Source organism: Nonomuraea bangladeshensis, assembly GCF_039529455.1.
GTDB classification, from domain to species: Bacteria; Actinomycetota; Actinomycetes; order Streptosporangiales; family Streptosporangiaceae; genus Nonomuraea; species Nonomuraea bangladeshensis.
In genome coordinates this window covers 233892-250931 of sequence record NZ_BAAAMV010000009.1, presented here as the reverse complement: position 1 = coordinate 250931, position 17040 = coordinate 233892, and the positions used below count along the sequence as shown (strand labels likewise).

Here is a 17040-nt window from a genome sequence, read left to right as displayed (position 1 = left end):
GAGGGATGCGTGTATCTGCGATCGGCTGCGCGGCGCTGCTCCTGGTCGCCGTCGGCGCCTGCGGGGGGCGCGAGAGCGGCGGCGACGCCGGGACGGCCGCGTCCGGCCGGTGCCAGGGCCAGCAGACGACCGGCATCACCGACAAGAGCATCAAGCTGGGCGGCATCTACCCGCTGTCCGGCCCGGCCTCCGCCTACGGGGACATCCCCAAGGGCATCAAGGCGTACTTCGACTACGTCAACGCCGAGAAGGGCGGCATCGGCGGGCGGAAGGTGGAGTTCATCGTCCGCGACGACGGCTACCAGCCGCCGAAGGCCGTCGAGGAGGCCCGCAGGCTGGTGGAGCAGGACCAGGTCTTCGCCCTGTTCCAGACGCTCGGCACCCCGTCCACCACCGCCACCTGGGACTACACCAACCAGCGCAAGGTGCCGCAGGTCTTCGTGGCGACCGGCGCGTCCAAGTGGGGCACCGACGCCGCGCACCCGTGGACCATCGGCTGGCAGCCGAACTACGTCTCCGAGGCCCGCGTCTACGCGCAGTACCTGAAGGCCGAGAAGGCGTCGGCCAAGATCGCCGTGCTCTACCAGAACGACGACTTCGGCAAGGACCTGCTCGGCGGCTTCAAGAAGGCCATCGAGGGCACTCAGCTCACGATCGTCGCCGAGCAGAGCTACGAGGTCACCGATCCCAGCATCGACCCCCAGATGCGCAACCTGGCCGGCTCGAAGGCCGACGTCTTCCTCGACGTCACCACGCCGAAGTTCGGCTCGCAGGCGCTGGCCGCCGACGTCAGGAACACCGGCTGGAACCCGCTGCACATCATCAACAACGTCGCCGCCTCGATCACCGTGCTCAAGCCGGTCGGCTTCGACAACGTGCAGGGCGTCGTGTCCAGCTCGTACTACAAGGACCCGAACGACCCGACCTGGGCGACCGACGCGGAGATGACGCTCTACAAGCAGAAGGTCAAGCAGTACGCCCCCGGAGCCGACCCGAACATCCCGTACCTGACCTTCGGCTGGGCCGTCGCCAGCAGCTTCCACAAGGCGATGGACGCGGCCACGTGCCCGACCAGGGAAGGGCTGCGCGACTCGGTGCGCAACCTGCGGGACGTCAAGATCGACATGCTGCTGCCCGGCGTGACGCTCAGCACCGGGCAGGGGGACGCGTTCCCGATCGAGTCGATGCAGCTGATGACCTTCAAGGGGCAGCGGTGGGAGCTGTTCGGGCAGGTCATCGACACGCGCAAGGAGTTCGGGCCGCTGACCGGCTGACGACTCAGACGGTGACGGCGCCCGTCTCCACCAGCCGGCCGACGGCCTCCTCGATCGCCTCCAGCGCCTCGTAGCGGGGCCGGTGGCCGAGCAGCCGCTCCGCCTTGGCCATGCTGCAGTGCGGGCTGTACATGATGTGGTCGTAGGTGACGGCCGCGTCCTCCTCGGACACCGTGGCCCGCCACCGCTCCCACGGCAGGTAGGTCAGCCGCGCCTCCCGCCCGAACCACCCGGCCACCGCCTCGGCGTAGCCGCGCAGCGTGAGCGCGCCCGCCGCCACCGAGTGGAAGCTCTCGCCGACCGACGCCGACGGCGTGGCCAGCGCGTCAATGAACAGCCTGGCCACGTCGTCGGCGTGCACGTGCTGCACGGTCTCCATGCCGAAGTTCGGCAGCGCCAGCTCCTCCCCGTCGGCGAGGGTCTGGAAGACGGCCGGGTTGACGTTGCCCGCCGGGTTGACCGGCACCCATCCGGGCCCGGTGATGTGGCCCGGGTGGATGACCGTCGCGGGGAACCCGTCGCGGTGCGCCCGCTCCAGCAGGTACGCCTCGATCGCGGCCTTGCGCTTGCCGTACTCGCCGAGCGGCCGCTTCGGCCGGTCCTCGGTCGTCGGCACCCGTGCGCTCGGGCCGTGCGTCCAGATCGTGCCGCAGTGCAGGAAGTGCCGGACCCGCCCGGTCAGCGCCTCGGCCAGGTGGCGGGCGCTCGCCTCCTCGAAGCAGATGAGGTCGATGACCGCGTCGCCCTCCAGGTCGGCGATCCGCCGCCCGAACGTGCCGGCCGCGTCCTCCGCCTCCCGGTCCGCCGAGACGGCGGTGACCCGCCGCCAGGCGCCGTGCGGGGTGTAGGGCTCCCGCTTGCCCCTGCTCACCGCCACGACGTCGTGGCCGGCGTCCACCAGCCTGGGGATGAGATAGGTGCCGATGTGGCCACTCGCGCCGATCACGACTACTCGCATGGACGCAGCGTAACCCGCAGCCGTTACCAGGCGACCGGGAGGGAGGACAGCCCGTACACGACGCTGAACGAGCGGAACACCGGCTCGGCGCCGTCGGCCACCCGCAGCCCGGGGAAGCGCTGGAACAGCGCGGGGAAGGCCGTCTTCAGCTCCATCCTGGCGAGCGGCGCCCCCAGGCAGTGGTGGATGCCGTGCCCGAACGCCAGGTGGCCGTGATCGCCGCGCGTCAGGTCGAACCGGTCGGCGTCCGGCACCAGCCCGGAGTCCCTGTTGGCCGTGGGCAGGGAGCAGATCACCAGGTCGCCGGCCGCGATGACGGTGTCGCCGAGCCGGGTCTCCGTGGCGGCGACCTTGGTGGTGCCGGAGTGCACGATGCTGAGCCAGCGCAGCAGCTCCTCCACCGCCGCCTCGATGCGCTCGGGCTCCTTGCGCAGCAGGTCGAGCTGGTCCGGGTGGCGGAGCAGCGCCAGCGTGCCGAGCGAGAGCATGTTGGAGGTCGTCTCGTGCCCGGCGAACAGCAGCAGGCTGCCGATGCCGATCAGCTCGTCCTTGGTGAGGTCGTCGCCGTGCTCGCGGACCAGCATGCCCAGCAGGTCCTCGCCGGGATCGGCCTGGATGCGGCCGACCAGGTCCTCCATGTACGCCCGCGACTGGAACTGCAGCGCCACCCGCTCCTCGGCGGGCACCGTGACGTCGAGCATCCGGCTGGTGCGCTCCTGGAACCCGGCGCGGTCCTCGTACGGCACGCCGAGCAGCTCGCAGATCACCAGCGACGGGATCGGCAGCGCGAACGACGGCACCAGGTCGGCGGGCGGACCGGCGGCCTCCATGGCGTCCAGGTGCTCGTCGATGATGGCCTTGACCCGGGGCTCCAGGCGCCGCATGCGCCGGAGCGTGAACTCGGGGGTCAGCATGCGCCGCAGCCGGGTGTGCTCCGGCGGGTCCTGGCCGAGCAGGTTGCCCGCGTTGATCTTGGCGAGCTGCTCCGGGGTCATCTCGGGCGCTCCGGGCAGCCGCGCGATGGTCTGCTTGGCGATCGGGAACCGCTCGGCGTCGCCCAGGACCTCGCGGACGTAGGCGTGCCGGCTCACCAGCCAGGCGTCGGCGCCGAACGCGGTCGTGATCCGGGTGACGCCCGACTCCTCGCGCGCGGCGGCGAGGTCCGGCGCGGGGTCGAACTGCGCGCGCCGCATGTGCAGCGGCATCACCGAGGACTCGGACATGCGTACCCCTGAATGATCGTCGTTGGTGTGGCGTAAACCGTAACAATGCGGGAGGGGTGCCTCTAGTGTGATCTTCAATCAGTTATGGGTTCGTACCGCGCCTGATCACCTTTCCGCGATCCTGGGCCCCCGCGGGCGCCTTGACGGTGGCGACGGGACGCCAGGAGCATGCCCGTAACTTCCGAGGACGATTGGGGACGGTGGAGATGGACAAGGCGGGCGTGCCCGAGCAGGTGCCCGTGCTGGTCGCCGGAGGCGGGCCCGTCGGCCTGGCGACCGCCGTGGAGCTGGCGCACCACGGCGTGCGGAGCCTGGTGGTCGAGCCGCGGGAGACGGTGTCGTGGCTGCGCCCCCGCGCCAAGACCACCTCCGCCAGGACGATGGAGCTGCTGCGCCGCTGGGGCCTCGCCGAGACGTTACGCGCCCGCGCCCCGCTCGCGGTGTCGTGGTCGGACCAGGCGGTGTTCGTCAACAGCCTGCTCGGCCGCGAGATCGCCAGGATCGGCGGCTGCTTCGGCCTCGACCTGGTCGGCTCCGACCTCGCCGCCGAGCCGGGGCAGCAGGCGCCCCAGCCGCTGGTCGAGGAGATCCTGCGCGAGGCGGCCGGGGACGCGCTGCTCACCGGCTGGCAGGTGGCCGGGCTGACCGAGGACGGCGACGGGGTCACCGTGCGGATCGTGTCGGGCGAGGGCGAGGAGCGCGAGGTCAGGGCCGCGTACGTGGTCGGCTGCGACGGCCCGCGCAGCGTCACCAGGGCCGCCATCGGCGCCCGCTACGAGGGCCGCCAGGACGCCCGGCCCAACTTCAACATCGTCTTCCGCGCCCCCGGCCTCGCCGAGCGCGTCCCGCACGGCCCCGCCGTCCACTACTGGGTGCTCAACCCCGCCCAGCCCGGCCTGACCGGCCGCCTCGACCTGAAGGACACCTGGTGGTGCATCGCCCAGGGCGTACGGGCCGAGGACGCCGACCCGGTGCGGCTCGTCCGCAACCTGGCCGGGGACGACGACCTGGAGGTCGAGATCCTCGCGACCGACCCGTGGACCGCCCGCATGCTGCTGGCCGACCGCTACGCGAGCGACCGCGTGTTCCTGGCCGGCGACGCCGCGCACCAGAACCCGCCCTACGGCGGCCACGGCTTCAACACCGGCATCGGCGACGCGGTCAACATCGGCTGGAAGCTCGCCGCCGTGCTGAACGGGTGGGCGCCGGCCGCGTTGCTGGGCACGTACGAGGCCGAGCGCCGCCCGATCGCCGCCGACACCATCGAGGCCGCCGCCGCGAACATGGCCACCCTCGCCCCCGAGCTGGCCGACCCGGCGCTGATGGGCGACGAGGCCGAGTTCGAGAAGGTGCGCCCGGCGGTGGCCGAGGCCGTGCTGCGCACCAAGCACAGCGAGTTCCACAGCCTGGACCTGGTGCTCGGCTACGTTTACACGGGCTCGCCGATCGTCGCCGACGGCGCCGGCGAACGCCTCCCGCACCGCTGGCTCGCCCCCGGCGTCTCCCTCTACGACCGCCTCGGGCGGGGTTTCAGCCTTCTCGGCGACCCGGACGCGCCCGGCGCCAAGACCCTGGAGGCGGAGGCCCGCGACCTCGGCGTCCCCCTGGAGCTCGTGCCGCTCCCTGACGAGCCCCTGACCCTGGTCCGCCCCGACCAGCACGTGGCCTGGCGCGGCGACACCCCGGACGGCGTGCTCCGCCGCGCGCTGGCCATGAGCTGACCGTCAGGCGCGACTCGCGGCGACCGCCCCGAACCACCTCCCGGCCGCCTCGGCCAGCCCTGCGGCGCCCGCCCACGCCACGTAGCCGTCGGGCCTGATCAGCAGCGCGTCGGCGGGCGGCCGCCCGGCGGCGGCGTGGACGACCTCGATCCAGTCGTCCTCCGCCAGGCCGTCCGTGCCGCCGCCGAGGTCGAGCAGCACCGGACGGCCGCTCCGCAGCAGCTCGGCCACCCGCCGCCCGTCCGCCAGCTCCAGGTCAGGCGCCGGCCTGCCGACGGCCGGGTGCGCGTCCGCGGCTCCGGGGTCGTAGCGCACCCCGGAGTCGTACAGCAGCCCGGCCAGGTGGCGGACCGGCTCCTCGAAGGCGAACACCTCGCCGAGCAGCGCGCGCAGCGCGGCGCCGTCCTCGCCGTCCACCCGGTCCACGGCCGCCTGGGCGCGGGTCTGCGCGAGCGTACGCGCCCCGGCCGGACGCCGTTCGGCCTCGTACGTGTCCAGCAGCTCCCCGGGCACTCGCCCGCGCAGCACGGCGGCCAGCTTCCAGCCCAGGTTGACCGCGTCCGTCATGCCCACGTTCAACGCGGCGCCGCCCGCGGGGAACAGGTGCGCGGCGTCGCCCGCCAGGAACACCCGGCCCGCCCGGTAGCGCTCCGCCAGCCGGGCCTGCGCGACGGTGGACGACAGCCAGATCGGCTCGCCGAGCGGCAGGTCGCGGCCGAGGTGCCGGCGCAGGGCCGCCCGGAACATCTCCAGGGTCACGGGACCTCGGGGCGGCGCGCCGCGCTCGCGGACGCCGGCGATGAGCACCCCTGGCTGGAGCGAGTTCAGCAGGACCCGGCCGTGGGGGCTGCGGTTCCAGCCGGGCTCCATGCCGGCCTCCAGCGGGTGGGCGTCGGTCCTGAAGTGGCCGACGATCAGCCTCTCCTTGTCGGTGTCGCCGGGGAAGCCGATGCCGGCGGCCTCGCGTACGAGGCTGTGGCCGCCGTCGCAGCCGACGGCGTACCGGGCGCGCAGCTCGCCCCGGCCGGTGGTCAGGGTCACCCCTTCCGCGTCCTGCGCGAGCGCGAGCACCTCGCATCCGCGCCTGACGTCGGCTCCGAGCTCCCGCGCCCGTTCGTCGAGCAGCCGTTCGAGGCGTGGCTGCTGGATGGCCAGGACGCGCAGGGGGATGCCCGGCACCGCCGCGAAGCGCAGCGGCACGCCCGCGAACGGGAAGCCGGGCGCGGGGCCCGCGTAGGGGCTGCCGGCGCTGAAGCGCTCCAGCAGGCCGCGGTGGTCCAGGGTCTCGACGATCTGCCCGACCAGGCCGTTGGCCTTGGGCAGGTCGCCGATCTCCGGACGCTTGTCCAGCACGATCGGGCGGACGCCGGCCAGGCTCAGCTCGCACGCGAGCATGAGCCCCACGGGTCCCGCTCCCACGATCAGCACGTTCTCCATGCCTGTCAGGCTAGATTGACAAAATCGCGGCTGTCAATCTAGCCTGACAAACGTGGACGTCACAGAGTTGTCCGAGCGCATCAGGTCGAACGACCCGGCCATGGGCCTGCGGGCGGTCGGCGCGCTGCACCGGCTGGCCGAGCAGGTCGAGGCCGTGTCGGTGGCGCTGGCCAGGGAGCAGGGCTGGACCTGGGAGCAGATCGGCGACGCGCTCGGCATGTCACGACAGTCGGTGCACGCCAAATACGGAAAGTGAGGCACCCGGGATGTTCGGCTGGGAGAAGAGCGCCTTCGGGGTGATCGTGAAGGCGGCGGTCCAGGAGGCGAGGGAGCGCGGCGACCGGCGCATGGGCACCGAGCACCTGCTGCTCGGCCTGCTCCATCACGAGCCCGTCGCGCGGGCGCTGGGCGCGGACGTGGCCAGGGCCCGCGCGGCCCTCGGCGACCTCGACCGCGAGGCGCTGCGGCTGCTCGGCGTGGACGTCGCCGAGGACCTGCCGTCGAGGCCGCGCAGGCACCCGCCGCTCGGGGGCGGCTCGCTCACCTCCAACGCGCGCGCCGTGGTCGACCGGGCGGTCAAGGGCACGACGATGCGCAGCAGGAGCGAGGCGCCGAGGATCATGGCGCTCGCCCTGCTCGACCGCGAGCGGCCGGACCCGGTCGCGCAGCTCATCGACAGGCTCGGCATCGACCGGGCAGCCGCCCGCGCCCGGCTCGCCTGACCGGAGCCCGGCCGCCCGCCGTCGCGGCGGCTACTTGACCGCGCGGTGGCGGCGGTCGTCGTCCTCGCGCGGCTGCGGGGCGACGACGGTGAAGGAGGCGGTGGCCGTCCTGCCGCCGACCTTGACGGTCACCTTCCGGGTGCCGGCCTTGGCGCGGGACGGGACGGTCAGCTCCTTGACGGCCCGGCCGCCGGACAGGCTGACGCGGTAGCTCTTGCCCTCGGGGCCGGTCACCGTGGCGGTGCCGGAGGTCTGGCCCTTGACGAGGATCGTCACGCCGTACGTCTGCCCGGCCCGCACCCGGGACGGATCGACCGCCACCGAGAGCGAGACCTGCCGGGGCCCGGCGTCCTTCCTGTCGCGGGCGTCCTGCTTCTCGGCGGGCGCCGGGGCGGCCGGGGCCGCGTGGGCCGGCTGCGGCGCGGGCGCGGCGAGCGCGGCTCCGGAGAGCGGAAGGGCGAGGAAGGCGGCGCCGGCGAGGGTCACGGTGATGGGCTTGGAGAAACGCATTGCTCGAAGTATCCAATCCTGGGACTGACCTGGCCGATCCTTGATGAACTCGGCCCTCGAGGTCATCCCTCGCCCGACATGCTGCTGACCGAAGATGAGAAGAGCCTGTCATCGTCCTGTGGATGGCATAAGAGCAGGTGAAGCGGGCTCCGCGTGGGGCGCGTCCAACTCTCGGCCGCGAACGGCTGGTCTGGAAAGCCGTTCCGGGGGAAGGGGAGGCGGAGCACTGGGTGGCTCCTGTGGCATCGACAGCGCTTTAAAGGGATAGGAAGGGCCCGGTGGGGACACGGCGCACGCGTCCCCACCGGGCCCTTCCGCTGCGCGCGCGGGGTGGCCAGGAAACCGGCGCGGTAATTCCTTTCCTCAACCCTTCCGTAACGGGGTGAACGCACACAGTTACTATGTGTCAGATTCGTACGTGTACGCATCACACATCCCAGGGGGCTGGATATGGACGAGAACAGGGCTGACACCTCACAGCTCGACTTCGACGACGAGGCGACGCTGTTCCAGGCGCAGGACGACCCGTTCGCCGCCGCCGCGGTGGACCTCGCGGTCGAGACCGAGCTGCTGCGGGACGACGACCTCGCCGACCGCGCCACCGCCGAGGTCGCGTGGCTGGCGGCGAGGCACGAGAGCGAGCGCCGCATCGCCGAGCTGGACCCCCGGGACCAGGACCGCGTCCGCCACCTCCAGGGCGAGCTGCGCGCCACCGGCGCCGAGGTGTGGCCCGTGGCCCACTGGTGGGGCTTCGAGATCCAGCTCAACGAGGTGGCCGCCGCCCGCGCCGCCGAGCTGGCGTCCCTGATCGGGGAGACCGCGGGCGCGGTGCTCGGCGGCTGGCTGACGCCGCTCGTCGAGTGGTCGGCCAGGAACAAGGCCCGCTGGATCGGCTCGGTCGCCCGCCCGTACGGTGCCCGCCTGGTCTCGCCGTGGACCGCGCCCGCCTCGCTCGTCCCGGCCCGCGTGGGCGCCGTGCCGGCCGGTGACGCCCGCCTGTGGTGGGCGGTCCACGAGCCCGGCGAGGGCTGGAGCGAGGACCAGCGCTTCGTCGACCACTTCACCGCCACGGGCGCGGCCCTCGCCGAGTACCGCGACCGCCTCTACGTCGCCCACCGCGGCAGCGACGGCGACGCCGCCCTGTGGTGGGCCGTCTACGACGCCGAGCAGGGCTGGAGCGAGGACCAGCGCTTCCCCAAGCACTTCAGCGCGAAGGCCCCGGCGCTCGCCGTGTACGACGACCAGCTCTACTGCGTGCACCGCGGCGCCGGCCAGGACACCGCCCTGTGGTGGGCCCGCTGGGACGGCTCCAGGTGGAGCCAGGACACCCCGCTGCCCGACCACTTCACCGTGAGCAGCCCGGCCCTCGCCGCCTACGACGGCAAGCTGTGGTGCGTGCACCGCGGCGCGCACGACGACAGCCTCTGGTGGACCGTCTGGGACGGCAGCAGGTGGAGCCAGGACAACCGCTTCCCCGACCACGCCAGCCGGTCCGGCCCGGCCCTCGCCGTCTTCCGCGGCCACCTCCACTGCGTGCACCGCGGCGCCGGCGAGGACACGGCGCTCTGGTGGACCCGCTGGGACGGCTCCTCCTGGAGCCGCGACGAGCGGCTGCCCGACCACTTCTCGGCCGAGGGCCCGGCCCTCACCGTCTACAAGGACCGCCTCTACGTCGTGCACCGCGGCGCGGCCGACCAGAGCCTCTGGTGGGCCTCCTTCGACGGCGCGAGCTGGAGCGCCGACGAGCGGCTGCCCGGCCACTTCAGCGCCGAGGCCCCGGCCGCCCTCGCCTTCCGCGACAAGAACGCCACCCGCGACCAGCTCGTGGTGCTGCACCGCGGCAGCCGCTGACGCGCAGGAGGGGCGCCGCGCCGGCGCCCCTCGTCCCTTCTCTACCAGCCCGCGAGCTGGTCCACGAACCACTCCACCAGCGTCCCCGACACCGCGCCGTGCGGGGAGTTGCGGCTGTCGCAGCAGTACGCGTCGAGGAACGTCTCGTCCTTCTGCAGCAGCCGCAGGTCGGTGTAGAGCTCCGACGGCCACGTCAGCGGGTCCCGCGCCAGCGCGACCGCGCTCACCGACGGCACGAAGCAGGTGCCGCGGAAGCGGTCCTCGATCGGCAGCCCCATCGCGTCCGCGACCCGGCCGAAGGCGTCCAGGGTGCCGCCGGGCGCCCCGTCGAACGCCGCCACGTACGAGGTCGCGCTCGTCCACACCGGCTCGCCGAAGCCGATCGCGCCGACGTTGCGCAGCTCGCCCTGGTCCGGCTGGATCCTCGCCACCAGCCGCAGCGGCCCCTCGCCCAGGTCCAGCACCGGCGTGCCGGGACGCAGGTCCGGCCCGCGCCCGTCGCCGGAGCCGTTGACCAGGCCCAGCTTGTACGGCCGCATCGGGAACCAGCCGATCCGGCGCATGTCCTCCAGCAGCTCCTTGCGCAGCGGGCTGGAGTCGGTGACCCGGCCCGAGTAGCCCGTGCCCGGCAGCCAGCCCCACAGGAGCTGCTGCGCCGCCGGGCTGCGGATCAGCTCGGCCTGCCCGGCCCCGTCGGGGCGCGGCTGGATCGTCTCGTGCAGGTAGGCGAGCTGCTGCAGCACCAGCGGGATCCACGCCCCGAGGTGCGGGGTGTCGTAGGAGAAGTACTTGTCGGTCTGGTGGTCCACGCCCTCGCTCTCCATGCGGGCCAGGGCGTACCTGGTGATCATGCCGCCGGCGCCGACGCCGCCCACGATCAGCGGCGAGTCGCCGCGCCGCGTCTCCAGCACGCGCAGCAGGCAGGTCACCGCGACGGCCGCGTTCGCCTGCACGTACGCCTGCCGCTGGTCGAAGCCCAGCAGGACGACGTCGAGCCCCATCTCCAGGAGCTGGTCGAGCAGCCCGGGGACGCCCGGCTCGTACGGCGCGTTGAAGTGCCGCCACATGCTCGCCAGGTCGCTCGGGCCGTAGTTGAAGCCGTCGGCGAAGATCAGCGGCCGGACCGGCGCCGTGCGCCCCTCCGCCAGGTGGACGTGGGCCCGGCCGGTCGCCACGTGGCCCCGGTGCGGTTTGTCCGCCACGAGCTCCCACACCAGGTCGGGCTCGGCCGCCTCGCCCTCGCGCACCGGCGGGGTGGCGAACCAGACCCCCGGGTCGCCGAGCGCGCTCGCGATGCGCTCGATCTGCTCCGGGGCCAGGCTGCTCTCGACGGTCCTGGTCTTGCTCTCGACGTCGATCCTCGGTTCCTGTGCCATGGTGATCCCCTCCTCACGTGATCACTCACAGTAATTGAAGCAGGTGAGGGGGTGGTGGCGGCGCGCGTGCGCCCGCCCAAGCGCAGTTCACCGGAGTGTCAGGAAACGGCGCTTCGCCGAGTTTGCCGATGAACGCCGGGTAGGGACGCGATGAACCACATGAGCAGGGACGATCATGTTCCTGCCGTTACGGAGGTGAAAGCGATGGCACTGCCCGCCAGGCGGCACAGAGCACCGGCGCCGTGGGCGAGCGCGAGCCCGCCGGCCCGCTCGTGGGACCCCTTCACCGAGTTCCAGCAGCTCTGGGACCAGATGGGCCGGCTGTTCGAGCAGGGCGCCGAGGCCGACACCGCCGCCTGGCGGCCGGTCGCCGAGACCGAGGAGACGGCGGAGGCGTACCTGGTGCGCGCGGAGCTCCCCGGGCTGCGGCGGGACGAGATCAACGTCGAGGTCGAGGGCAACGAGCTGTGCGTCTCGGGCGAGGTCGCCGAGGAGGAACGGGGGCCCAGGCTGAGGCGGCGCACCGGCGCGTTCGTCTACCGGACGATCCTGCCGTCCGACGCCGACCTCGACAAGATCGGCTGCGAGCTCGGCGACGGCGTGCTGACCGTACGCGTGCCGAAGACCGAGCAGGGCCGCTCGCGCCGCATCTCCATCAAGGGCTGACCGGGCGAGGCGGCCATGGCCGGGACCCAGGCGTTCTGGATCGACGCGGCCCACGAGGGCGCGCAGACCCGCTACGGGGAGCAGCTGCGCAGGTGGCGGCAGCTGTTCGCGGCGGTCGAGGGGGAGCCGGGAGCGGCCGGCGTCACCCTGGACCCGCTGCGCTTCGCGCTGGGCGCGTGGGAGGCCGCCATGCGCCCGGTCACGGACCTGCCCTACGTACGCTGCCATCCGCGCGTGCTCGACGCGGCCTGCCACCGCCCCGAGGAGACGCGCGGCCCGCTGGCCGTGGTCGAGCTCGCCGTGCCCCGCCGGTGCCGCTGCCCGACGGCTGGCACACCTGGCACCGCCCGGAGGGCGGCGGGGACGGGTACGCGGCGCCGCCGTACGAGCGGCCGACCGCGCTGACCACGCTGGAGCTGCGCACCCCGCTCTCGCCCGACCGGCTGCCCACCCCCACCCACGCCCGCGCTGCGGGCCTGCCCAATCTGGACGACGCACAGGCGTCGCTGGAGGCGCTGGTGTCCGAGCTGAACGCGGTCGTCGCGCCCTTCCTGCACGCCCTGGAACGGAACCCGAGGTGAACCCCCATGAACAGACCCGCAGGCGACCCCGACGACGAGTTCTTCGCGCCCGTGCTGCGCGAGCCGCCGCCCCCCGAGGCCGAGTCGGCGACCGGGAAGGTGAGCGACACCGGTGTGCCCGGCGTCTCCGGCGGCGGCCACGGCGACCCGGAGGAGCAGCCGCCGCCGAGGAGCGCGCTCGGCTTCCGGCTGCTCGCCGTCGCCCTGGTCCTGCTGGCCGGGGTGGTGCTGGCCGTGTGGGCGCTGCTGGCGGGCAACCCGGCGCTGGCGATCGTGCCGGCCGTGGTGGCGCTGGCGGCGGCGGCGTACCTGGTGGCGTTCGGCGTGCGCAGGGCGCGCTCGGACGGCGGGCCGCCCACGTTCGGGTGAGCATGGGCGGGTGAGTACGGGCAGGGCGATCGGGCCCTGCCGGAGCGAGAAGGAGACCTGACCATGAAGAACGAGCGCAGGGGCGCCGCCGGCACCCAGCTCATCGACCGGGAGTGCGTGCGCGCGCTGCTGGAGTCCGACCGCGACGACGCCACGCTGGTCTACGTGCGCGGCGAGTGCGTGGTGCTGCCCGACGCCGAGGTGGACGAGGCGCACCGGGGGCTGGTGATCGCCCGCCGTGACGAGCTGATGGCCAGGATGCCCGGCAAGGAGCTGACCGACCAGATGCTCGACAACCTGGCGCACCGGCTGGACAACATCGTCCGCGATCTGGGCGCCTGACGTCTGGTGCCGCGACCCCGGCCGGGGTTTGATCGAAGCACCCACGACCAGGGAGGCGGATCATGGCGTTCCAGCTCATCGTGCTCTACAACCACCCCGAGAGCGTCGAGGACTTCGACAAGCACTACGACGGCACGCACGCCCCGCTGGCCGCGCGGCTGCCGGGGCTGCGGTCCTACACGACGCTGCGGCCCGCCGGGGACCGGCCGCCCTACCATCTCGTCGCGGTCCTGACCTTCGACGACGAGGCCGCGTTCGGCGCGGCGATGGCCGGCGAGGAGGGCCAGGCGACGGCCGCCGACCTGGCGAACTTCGCCGGCGCCGGCGTCGAGATGCTGATGGGGCCCGCGGGGACGATCGTCTGAGCAGTGCGGGTCAGGGCGGCGGCCCCGCGCGGCCGCCCTGACGCCTCGGGAGAAAAAGAGCCGGGGTAAGCATCACCTGTCCGCCGAGCTACTCTGCCCAGCGTGTTCATGTGAATACGTTCGGTGACGAGGAGTCGGCGATTGCGAGGGATGATGCCCACGGACCCCACCGAACAGCGGATGAGCCTGGACACCAGGGCCGCACGCACCCTGGCCACGACCACCAAGACCCGCCCCCAGATGCAGGCGATCACCTCCCGGTGGCTGCTGCGCATGCTGCCCTGGGTCGACGTGCGCGGCGGCACCTACCGGGTCAACCGCCGCCTCACCCACCGGGTGGGGCGCGGGCGGGTGAGCGTGGTGCGGGAGGGCGCGGGCGACGTCCGCGTCATCCCCGAGACGCTGGCCGAGCTGCGGGCGCTGCGCGGCTACGACGACCTCGACGTGCTGGCCGCCCTCGCCGCCACGTTCACGCCGCGCGAGGTCGCACCCGGCGAGGTGATCGTGGCGGCCGGCACGCCCGTCACCGAGACCTACATCGTCGCCCACGGCCGCCTGGAGAAGCAGGCCATCGGCAGATACGGCACCACCGAGTCCCTAGGCGTCGTCACCGACGGCGACCAGTTCGGCGACGAGGCACTCGGCCAGGACGACCCCCGCTGGTCGTGCACGGTCAGGGCGGCCACCGCCGGCACGATCCTGGTCTCGCCGTGGGCCGCCTTCCAGCGCGTCCTCGCCCGCGCCCCCGGCCTGCGCGCCCACCTCGACCGCCACCTCGACAGCACCCGCAGGCCCGTCAACAGGCGCGGCGAGGCCGCGGTCGAGATCGCCGCCGGCCACGTCGGCGAGCCGGTCATCGGCGGCACCTTCGTCGACTACGAACTCCACCCCCGCGAGTACGAACTGAGCGTGTCCCAGACCGTCCTCCGCGTCCACACCCGCGTGGCCGACCTCTACAACCACCCGATGAACCAGCTTGAGGAGCAGCTCAGGCTCACGGTCCACGAGATCCGCGAACGCCAGGAGTGGGAGCTGCTCAACAACCCCGACTTCGGCCTGCTCCACAACGCCGGCTACGACCAGCGCCTGTCCACCTGGTCAGGCCCGCCCACCCCCGACGACCTGGACGACCTCATCAGCATGCGCCGCAAGACCCGCCTGCTGCTGGCCCACCCCAGGGCGATCGCCGCGTTCTTCCGCGAGTGCAACAAGCGGGGCCTGGTGCCGGGCAGCGCCGAGGTCAACGGGCACGAGATCCCGGCCTGGCGGGGCATCCCGATCTTCCCCTGCGGCAAGATCCCCGTCAGCGCGCAGCAGACCACCTCGATCATCGCCATGCGGGTGGGCGAGGACGACCAGGGCGTGGTGGGCCTCCACCAGACCGGCCTGCCGGAGGAGCACGAGCCCGGCCTCAACGTGCGCTTCATGGGCATCGACGAGAAAGCGATCATGTCCTATCTCGTCAGCGCCTACTACTCGGCCGCGATCCTGGTGCCCGACGCGATCGGGATCCTGGAGAACGCCGACGTCGCCGCGCCGCGCTCCTGACCCGCCTCTTCCCCCTGTTTCGTCGTCCGCGAGGAGCGTCATGCCCGCCGACCGGCTCCCGGTCCTGCCCACCGGCCTCGGAACGTCCGCGCTCAGCCTGCGCGCCGCCGCTCCCGTCCCCGCCCCCCTGCGGGAGGAGGGCGACGGGCACGAGTCCGGCCCCGCGCGGCCGTCCGCGCACGTCAGCCTGGCCCCGCTGCCCTACCGCGAGCAGCCCTGGGGTGACGGCTCCTATCCGCCGCTGCTGGTCCCCGAGACCGTCCGCGTCGACGACGACCTCGGCGCGGAGGTCGACCGGCGGCTGCTCGCCTGGGCGGAGCGGCTGGGCCTGCACGAGGGGCGGCTGGAGGAGTTCGGCCGCACCGGCTTCGGCCGGCTCGCCATGCTGACCCACCCCGACACCGACGACCCCGACCTGCTGCTGGTCGCCGCCCAGCTGAACACCGCCTGGTGGGCGGCCGACGACTACTACGCCGACGAGAGCGACCTCGGCGCCACCCCGACGGAGCTGCCGCCCCGCCTGGCGCTGGTGATGTCCGCCATGGACCCGCCGCCGCCGGCCGGTGACTACACCCGGCAGCTGGAGGAGACGATCACGGCCGACCCCGTGCTGGTCGCGCTCCGCTCGGCCACCTCCCACCTGAGCAGGCACGCCCTGCCCTCGCAGGTCATGCGGGCGTGCGGCATCACGTTCCAGATGTACGTGAGCTGGTGCGCCTACGCCGCCTGGCGCTACCTGAAGACGCCGCCGCCGGTCTGGCGCTACCTCGCCGCCCGCCAGCACGACAGCTTCTACACCTCGATGACGCTCATCGACGTCGTCGGGGGCTACCACCTGCCCGCCGACCTGTTCTACGACCGCCGCTTCCACACCGCGCTCATGCAGGCGGGCACCGCCAGCGTGCTGGTCAACGACCTGCACTCGGTGGCCAGGGAGGCGGCCGACGAGCTGCCCGACAGCAACGTGATCCTGCTCATCGCCGCCGAGGAGGGCTGCTCGGTCGAGGAGGCGACCGAGCGGGCCGTACACCTGCACAACGACTTCGTCCGAGGATTCGAGGCCGGCCGGCAGGCGCTGGCCGGCGTGCCGTCGCCGGAGCTCAAGCGGTTCCTGCGCGGCGCGCAGGCGTGGATGGCCGGATGCCTCGAATGGCACGGCAGCAGCGCCCGCTACCAGTCATGACCGTCATCAGAAAGGACTTCGCCCGCGTGACCACCACGAACGCGCACAACTCCGTGCTCGGCAGCCAGTACCAGCGATCCGTCGCCGACTACTGGAACGCCGAGCGCAACCCCGTCAATCTCCGGCTGGGCGAGGTCGACGGCCTCTATCACCACCACTACGGCATCGGCCACGTCGACTGGTCGGTGCTGGAGGGTCCCGAGGAGACCCGCGAGCAGCGCCTCGTGGCCGAGCTGCACCGGCTGGAGACCCAGCAGGCCGAGACCCTGGTCGGCCACCTCGGCGCGCTGGGCCCCGGCGACCGCGTCATGGACGCGGGCTCGGGCCGGGGCGGCTCCAGCTTCCTCGCCAACCTGCGCCACGGCTGCCAGGTCGACGGCGTGTCGATCTCCGAGGAGCAGGTGGCCTTCGCCAACGAGCAGGCCCGGCAGCGCGGCGTCGCCGACCAGGTGCGCTTCCACTTCCGCAACATGCTCGACACCGGCTTCGAGACCGGCGCCTACTCCGCGATCTGGAACAACGAGAGCACCATGTACGTCGAGCTCTCGCTGCTGTTCGCCGAGCACGCCCGGCTGCTGCGCCGCGGCGGCCGCTACGTCTGCATCACCGGCTGCTACAACGACGCCTACGGCCTGCCGTCCCGGGCCATCAGCCAGATCAACGCCCACTACATCTGCGACATCCACTCCCGCAGCACCTACTTCAAGGAGCTGGTGGCCAACCGGCTCGTGCCGTGCAGCGTCATCGACATGACGGCGGCCACCATCCCCTACTGGGAGCTGCGGGCCCAGAGCCACCTGGCGACCGGCATCGAGCAGGCGTTCCTGGACGCCTACCAGAACGGCAGCTTCCAGTACCTGCTGATCGCCGCCGACCGCGTCTGAGCCTTCCCCCACCGGCCGGGCCGCCCTCCG

The 17040-nt window shown here is 73.0% G+C and carries 19 protein-coding genes; 14 read left to right on the top strand and 5 right to left on the bottom strand.

Features of this window, described 5'->3' with window-relative positions; all coding sequences use genetic code 11:
• Positions 1–5: 5 nt before the first annotated feature.
• Positions 6–1274 carry an ABC transporter substrate-binding protein gene (locus ABD292_RS30475; protein WP_344213317.1) on the top strand — a complete coding sequence of 423 codons (1269 nt, stop codon included), beginning with the start codon at positions 6–8 and terminating at the stop codon, positions 1272–1274.
• Between the two features lie 4 nt (positions 1275–1278).
• Here ABD292_RS30475 and ABD292_RS30470 read toward each other — a convergent pair whose 3' ends face one another.
• Both ABD292_RS30470 and ABD292_RS30465 read right to left on the bottom strand, forming a co-directional pair.
• Positions 1279–2232, bottom strand: coding sequence for an NAD-dependent epimerase/dehydratase family protein (locus tag ABD292_RS30470; protein WP_344213315.1), 954 nt, complete (start codon positions 2230–2232; stop codon positions 1279–1281).
• Positions 2233–2255: 23 nt separating this feature from the next.
• Positions 2256–3455 carry a cytochrome P450 gene (locus ABD292_RS30465; RefSeq protein WP_344213313.1) on the bottom strand — a complete coding sequence of 400 codons (1200 nt, stop codon included), beginning with the start codon at positions 3453–3455 and terminating at the stop codon, positions 2256–2258.
• A gap of 206 nt (positions 3456–3661) precedes the next feature.
• Here ABD292_RS30465 and ABD292_RS30460 point away from each other — a divergent pair, with 206 nt between their 5' ends.
• Entirely contained in the window at positions 3662–5176 is a 1515-nt protein-coding gene (locus ABD292_RS30460; RefSeq protein WP_344214068.1) for an FAD-dependent monooxygenase, read from the top strand.
• A gap of 3 nt (positions 5177–5179) precedes the next feature.
• Here ABD292_RS30460 and ABD292_RS30455 read toward each other — a convergent pair whose 3' ends face one another.
• Positions 5180–6613 carry an FAD-dependent monooxygenase gene (locus ABD292_RS30455; protein ID WP_344213311.1) on the bottom strand — a complete coding sequence of 478 codons (1434 nt, stop codon included), beginning with the start codon at positions 6611–6613 and terminating at the stop codon, positions 5180–5182.
• 52 nt (positions 6614–6665) lie between these two features.
• Here ABD292_RS30455 and ABD292_RS30450 point away from each other — a divergent pair, with 52 nt between their 5' ends.
• Entirely contained in the window at positions 6666–6869 is a 204-nt protein-coding gene (locus ABD292_RS30450) for a helix-turn-helix domain-containing protein (RefSeq protein ID WP_170223733.1), read from the top strand.
• 10 nt (positions 6870–6879) lie between these two features.
• Positions 6880–7335, top strand: coding sequence for a Clp protease N-terminal domain-containing protein (locus ABD292_RS30445; RefSeq protein ID WP_344213309.1), 456 nt, complete (start codon positions 6880–6882; stop codon positions 7333–7335).
• Positions 7336–7365: 30 nt separating this feature from the next.
• Here ABD292_RS30445 and ABD292_RS30440 read toward each other — a convergent pair whose 3' ends face one another.
• Complete coding sequence (locus tag ABD292_RS30440) at positions 7366–7845, bottom strand: hypothetical protein (RefSeq protein WP_344213307.1); 480 nt, start codon at positions 7843–7845, stop codon at positions 7366–7368.
• A gap of 450 nt (positions 7846–8295) precedes the next feature.
• Here ABD292_RS30440 and ABD292_RS30435 point away from each other — a divergent pair, with 450 nt between their 5' ends.
• Positions 8296–9696 carry a PLL family lectin gene (locus ABD292_RS30435; protein ID WP_344213305.1) on the top strand — a complete coding sequence of 467 codons (1401 nt, stop codon included), beginning with the start codon at positions 8296–8298 and terminating at the stop codon, positions 9694–9696.
• A 41-nt stretch (positions 9697–9737) separates the two neighbouring features.
• Here the strand turns inward: ABD292_RS30435 and ABD292_RS30430 are convergent, their stop codons facing one another.
• Positions 9738–11072, bottom strand: a complete 1335-nt coding sequence (locus ABD292_RS30430) for a hypothetical protein (protein ID WP_344213303.1) — start codon at positions 11070–11072, stop codon at positions 9738–9740.
• A 204-nt stretch (positions 11073–11276) separates the two neighbouring features.
• On the opposite strand from ABD292_RS30430, the gene ABD292_RS30425 reads away from it, so the two are divergent.
• From ABD292_RS30425 to ABD292_RS30385, 9 genes are all read left to right on the top strand, one after another.
• Positions 11277–11738 carry an Hsp20/alpha crystallin family protein gene (locus ABD292_RS30425; RefSeq protein ID WP_344213301.1) on the top strand — a complete coding sequence of 154 codons (462 nt, stop codon included), beginning with the start codon at positions 11277–11279 and terminating at the stop codon, positions 11736–11738.
• Positions 11739–11753: 15 nt separating this feature from the next.
• Positions 11754–12143 (top strand): hypothetical protein, encoded by a 390-nt coding sequence (locus ABD292_RS30420; RefSeq protein ID WP_344213299.1) that lies wholly within the window; start codon positions 11754–11756, stop codon positions 12141–12143.
• Positions 12050–12319 carry a hypothetical protein gene (locus tag ABD292_RS30415; protein WP_344213297.1) on the top strand — a complete coding sequence of 90 codons (270 nt, stop codon included), beginning with the start codon at positions 12050–12052 and terminating at the stop codon, positions 12317–12319. Before ABD292_RS30420 ends, ABD292_RS30415 begins: the two co-directional genes overlap by 94 nt.
• A 6-nt stretch (positions 12320–12325) precedes the next feature.
• A complete protein-coding gene (locus tag ABD292_RS30410) occupies positions 12326–12688 on the top strand; it encodes a hypothetical protein (RefSeq protein WP_344213295.1) in 363 nt (120 codons plus the stop codon).
• Positions 12689–12751: 63 nt separating this feature from the next.
• Complete coding sequence (locus ABD292_RS30405) at positions 12752–13030, top strand: hypothetical protein (RefSeq protein ID WP_344213293.1); 279 nt, start codon at positions 12752–12754, stop codon at positions 13028–13030.
• Positions 13031–13092: 62 nt separating this feature from the next.
• Positions 13093–13395, top strand: a complete 303-nt coding sequence (locus ABD292_RS30400; RefSeq protein WP_344213291.1) for an EthD family reductase — start codon at positions 13093–13095, stop codon at positions 13393–13395.
• A 180-nt stretch (positions 13396–13575) separates the two neighbouring features.
• The gene (locus ABD292_RS30395) at positions 13576–14943 is read left to right on the top strand and encodes a family 2B encapsulin nanocompartment shell protein (protein ID WP_344213289.1); all 1368 of its coding nucleotides are present in this window, start codon (positions 13576–13578) and stop codon (positions 14941–14943) included.
• A gap of 40 nt (positions 14944–14983) precedes the next feature.
• A complete protein-coding gene (locus ABD292_RS30390) occupies positions 14984–16126 on the top strand; it encodes a family 2 encapsulin nanocompartment cargo protein terpene cyclase (protein WP_344213287.1) in 1143 nt (380 codons plus the stop codon).
• Positions 16123–17010 (top strand): geranyl diphosphate 2-C-methyltransferase, encoded by an 888-nt coding sequence (locus ABD292_RS30385; protein WP_344213285.1) that lies wholly within the window; start codon positions 16123–16125, stop codon positions 17008–17010. Before ABD292_RS30390 ends, ABD292_RS30385 begins: the two co-directional genes overlap by 4 nt.
• Positions 17011–17040: the final 30 nt, after the last annotated feature.

Coding starts and splice junctions, on each gene's coding strand:
- ABD292_RS30475 (WP_344213317.1), top strand. CDS start 6: ATGCGTGTATCTGCGATCGGCTGCGCGGCGCTGCTCCTGGTCGCCGTC.
- ABD292_RS30470 (WP_344213315.1), bottom strand. CDS start 2,232: ATGCGAGTAGTCGTGATCGGCGCGAGTGGCCACATCGGCACCTATCTC.
- ABD292_RS30465 (WP_344213313.1), bottom strand. CDS start 3,455: ATGTCCGAGTCCTCGGTGATGCCGCTGCACATGCGGCGCGCGCAGTTC.
- ABD292_RS30460 (WP_344214068.1), top strand. CDS start 3,662: ATGGACAAGGCGGGCGTGCCCGAGCAGGTGCCCGTGCTGGTCGCCGGA.
- ABD292_RS30455 (WP_344213311.1), bottom strand. CDS start 6,613: ATGGAGAACGTGCTGATCGTGGGAGCGGGACCCGTGGGGCTCATGCTC.
- ABD292_RS30445 (WP_344213309.1), top strand. CDS start 6,880: ATGTTCGGCTGGGAGAAGAGCGCCTTCGGGGTGATCGTGAAGGCGGCG.
- ABD292_RS30440 (WP_344213307.1), bottom strand. CDS start 7,845: ATGCGTTTCTCCAAGCCCATCACCGTGACCCTCGCCGGCGCCGCCTTC.
- ABD292_RS30435 (WP_344213305.1), top strand. CDS start 8,296: ATGGACGAGAACAGGGCTGACACCTCACAGCTCGACTTCGACGACGAG.
- ABD292_RS30430 (WP_344213303.1), bottom strand. CDS start 11,072: ATGGCACAGGAACCGAGGATCGACGTCGAGAGCAAGACCAGGACCGTC.
- ABD292_RS30425 (WP_344213301.1), top strand. CDS start 11,277: ATGGCACTGCCCGCCAGGCGGCACAGAGCACCGGCGCCGTGGGCGAGC.
- ABD292_RS30420 (WP_344213299.1), top strand. CDS start 11,754: ATGGCCGGGACCCAGGCGTTCTGGATCGACGCGGCCCACGAGGGCGCG.
- ABD292_RS30410 (WP_344213295.1), top strand. CDS start 12,326: ATGAACAGACCCGCAGGCGACCCCGACGACGAGTTCTTCGCGCCCGTG.
- ABD292_RS30405 (WP_344213293.1), top strand. CDS start 12,752: ATGAAGAACGAGCGCAGGGGCGCCGCCGGCACCCAGCTCATCGACCGG.
- ABD292_RS30400 (WP_344213291.1), top strand. CDS start 13,093: ATGGCGTTCCAGCTCATCGTGCTCTACAACCACCCCGAGAGCGTCGAG.
- ABD292_RS30395 (WP_344213289.1), top strand. CDS start 13,576: ATGAGCCTGGACACCAGGGCCGCACGCACCCTGGCCACGACCACCAAG.
- ABD292_RS30390 (WP_344213287.1), top strand. CDS start 14,984: ATGCCCGCCGACCGGCTCCCGGTCCTGCCCACCGGCCTCGGAACGTCC.
- ABD292_RS30385 (WP_344213285.1), top strand. CDS start 16,123: ATGACCGTCATCAGAAAGGACTTCGCCCGCGTGACCACCACGAACGCG.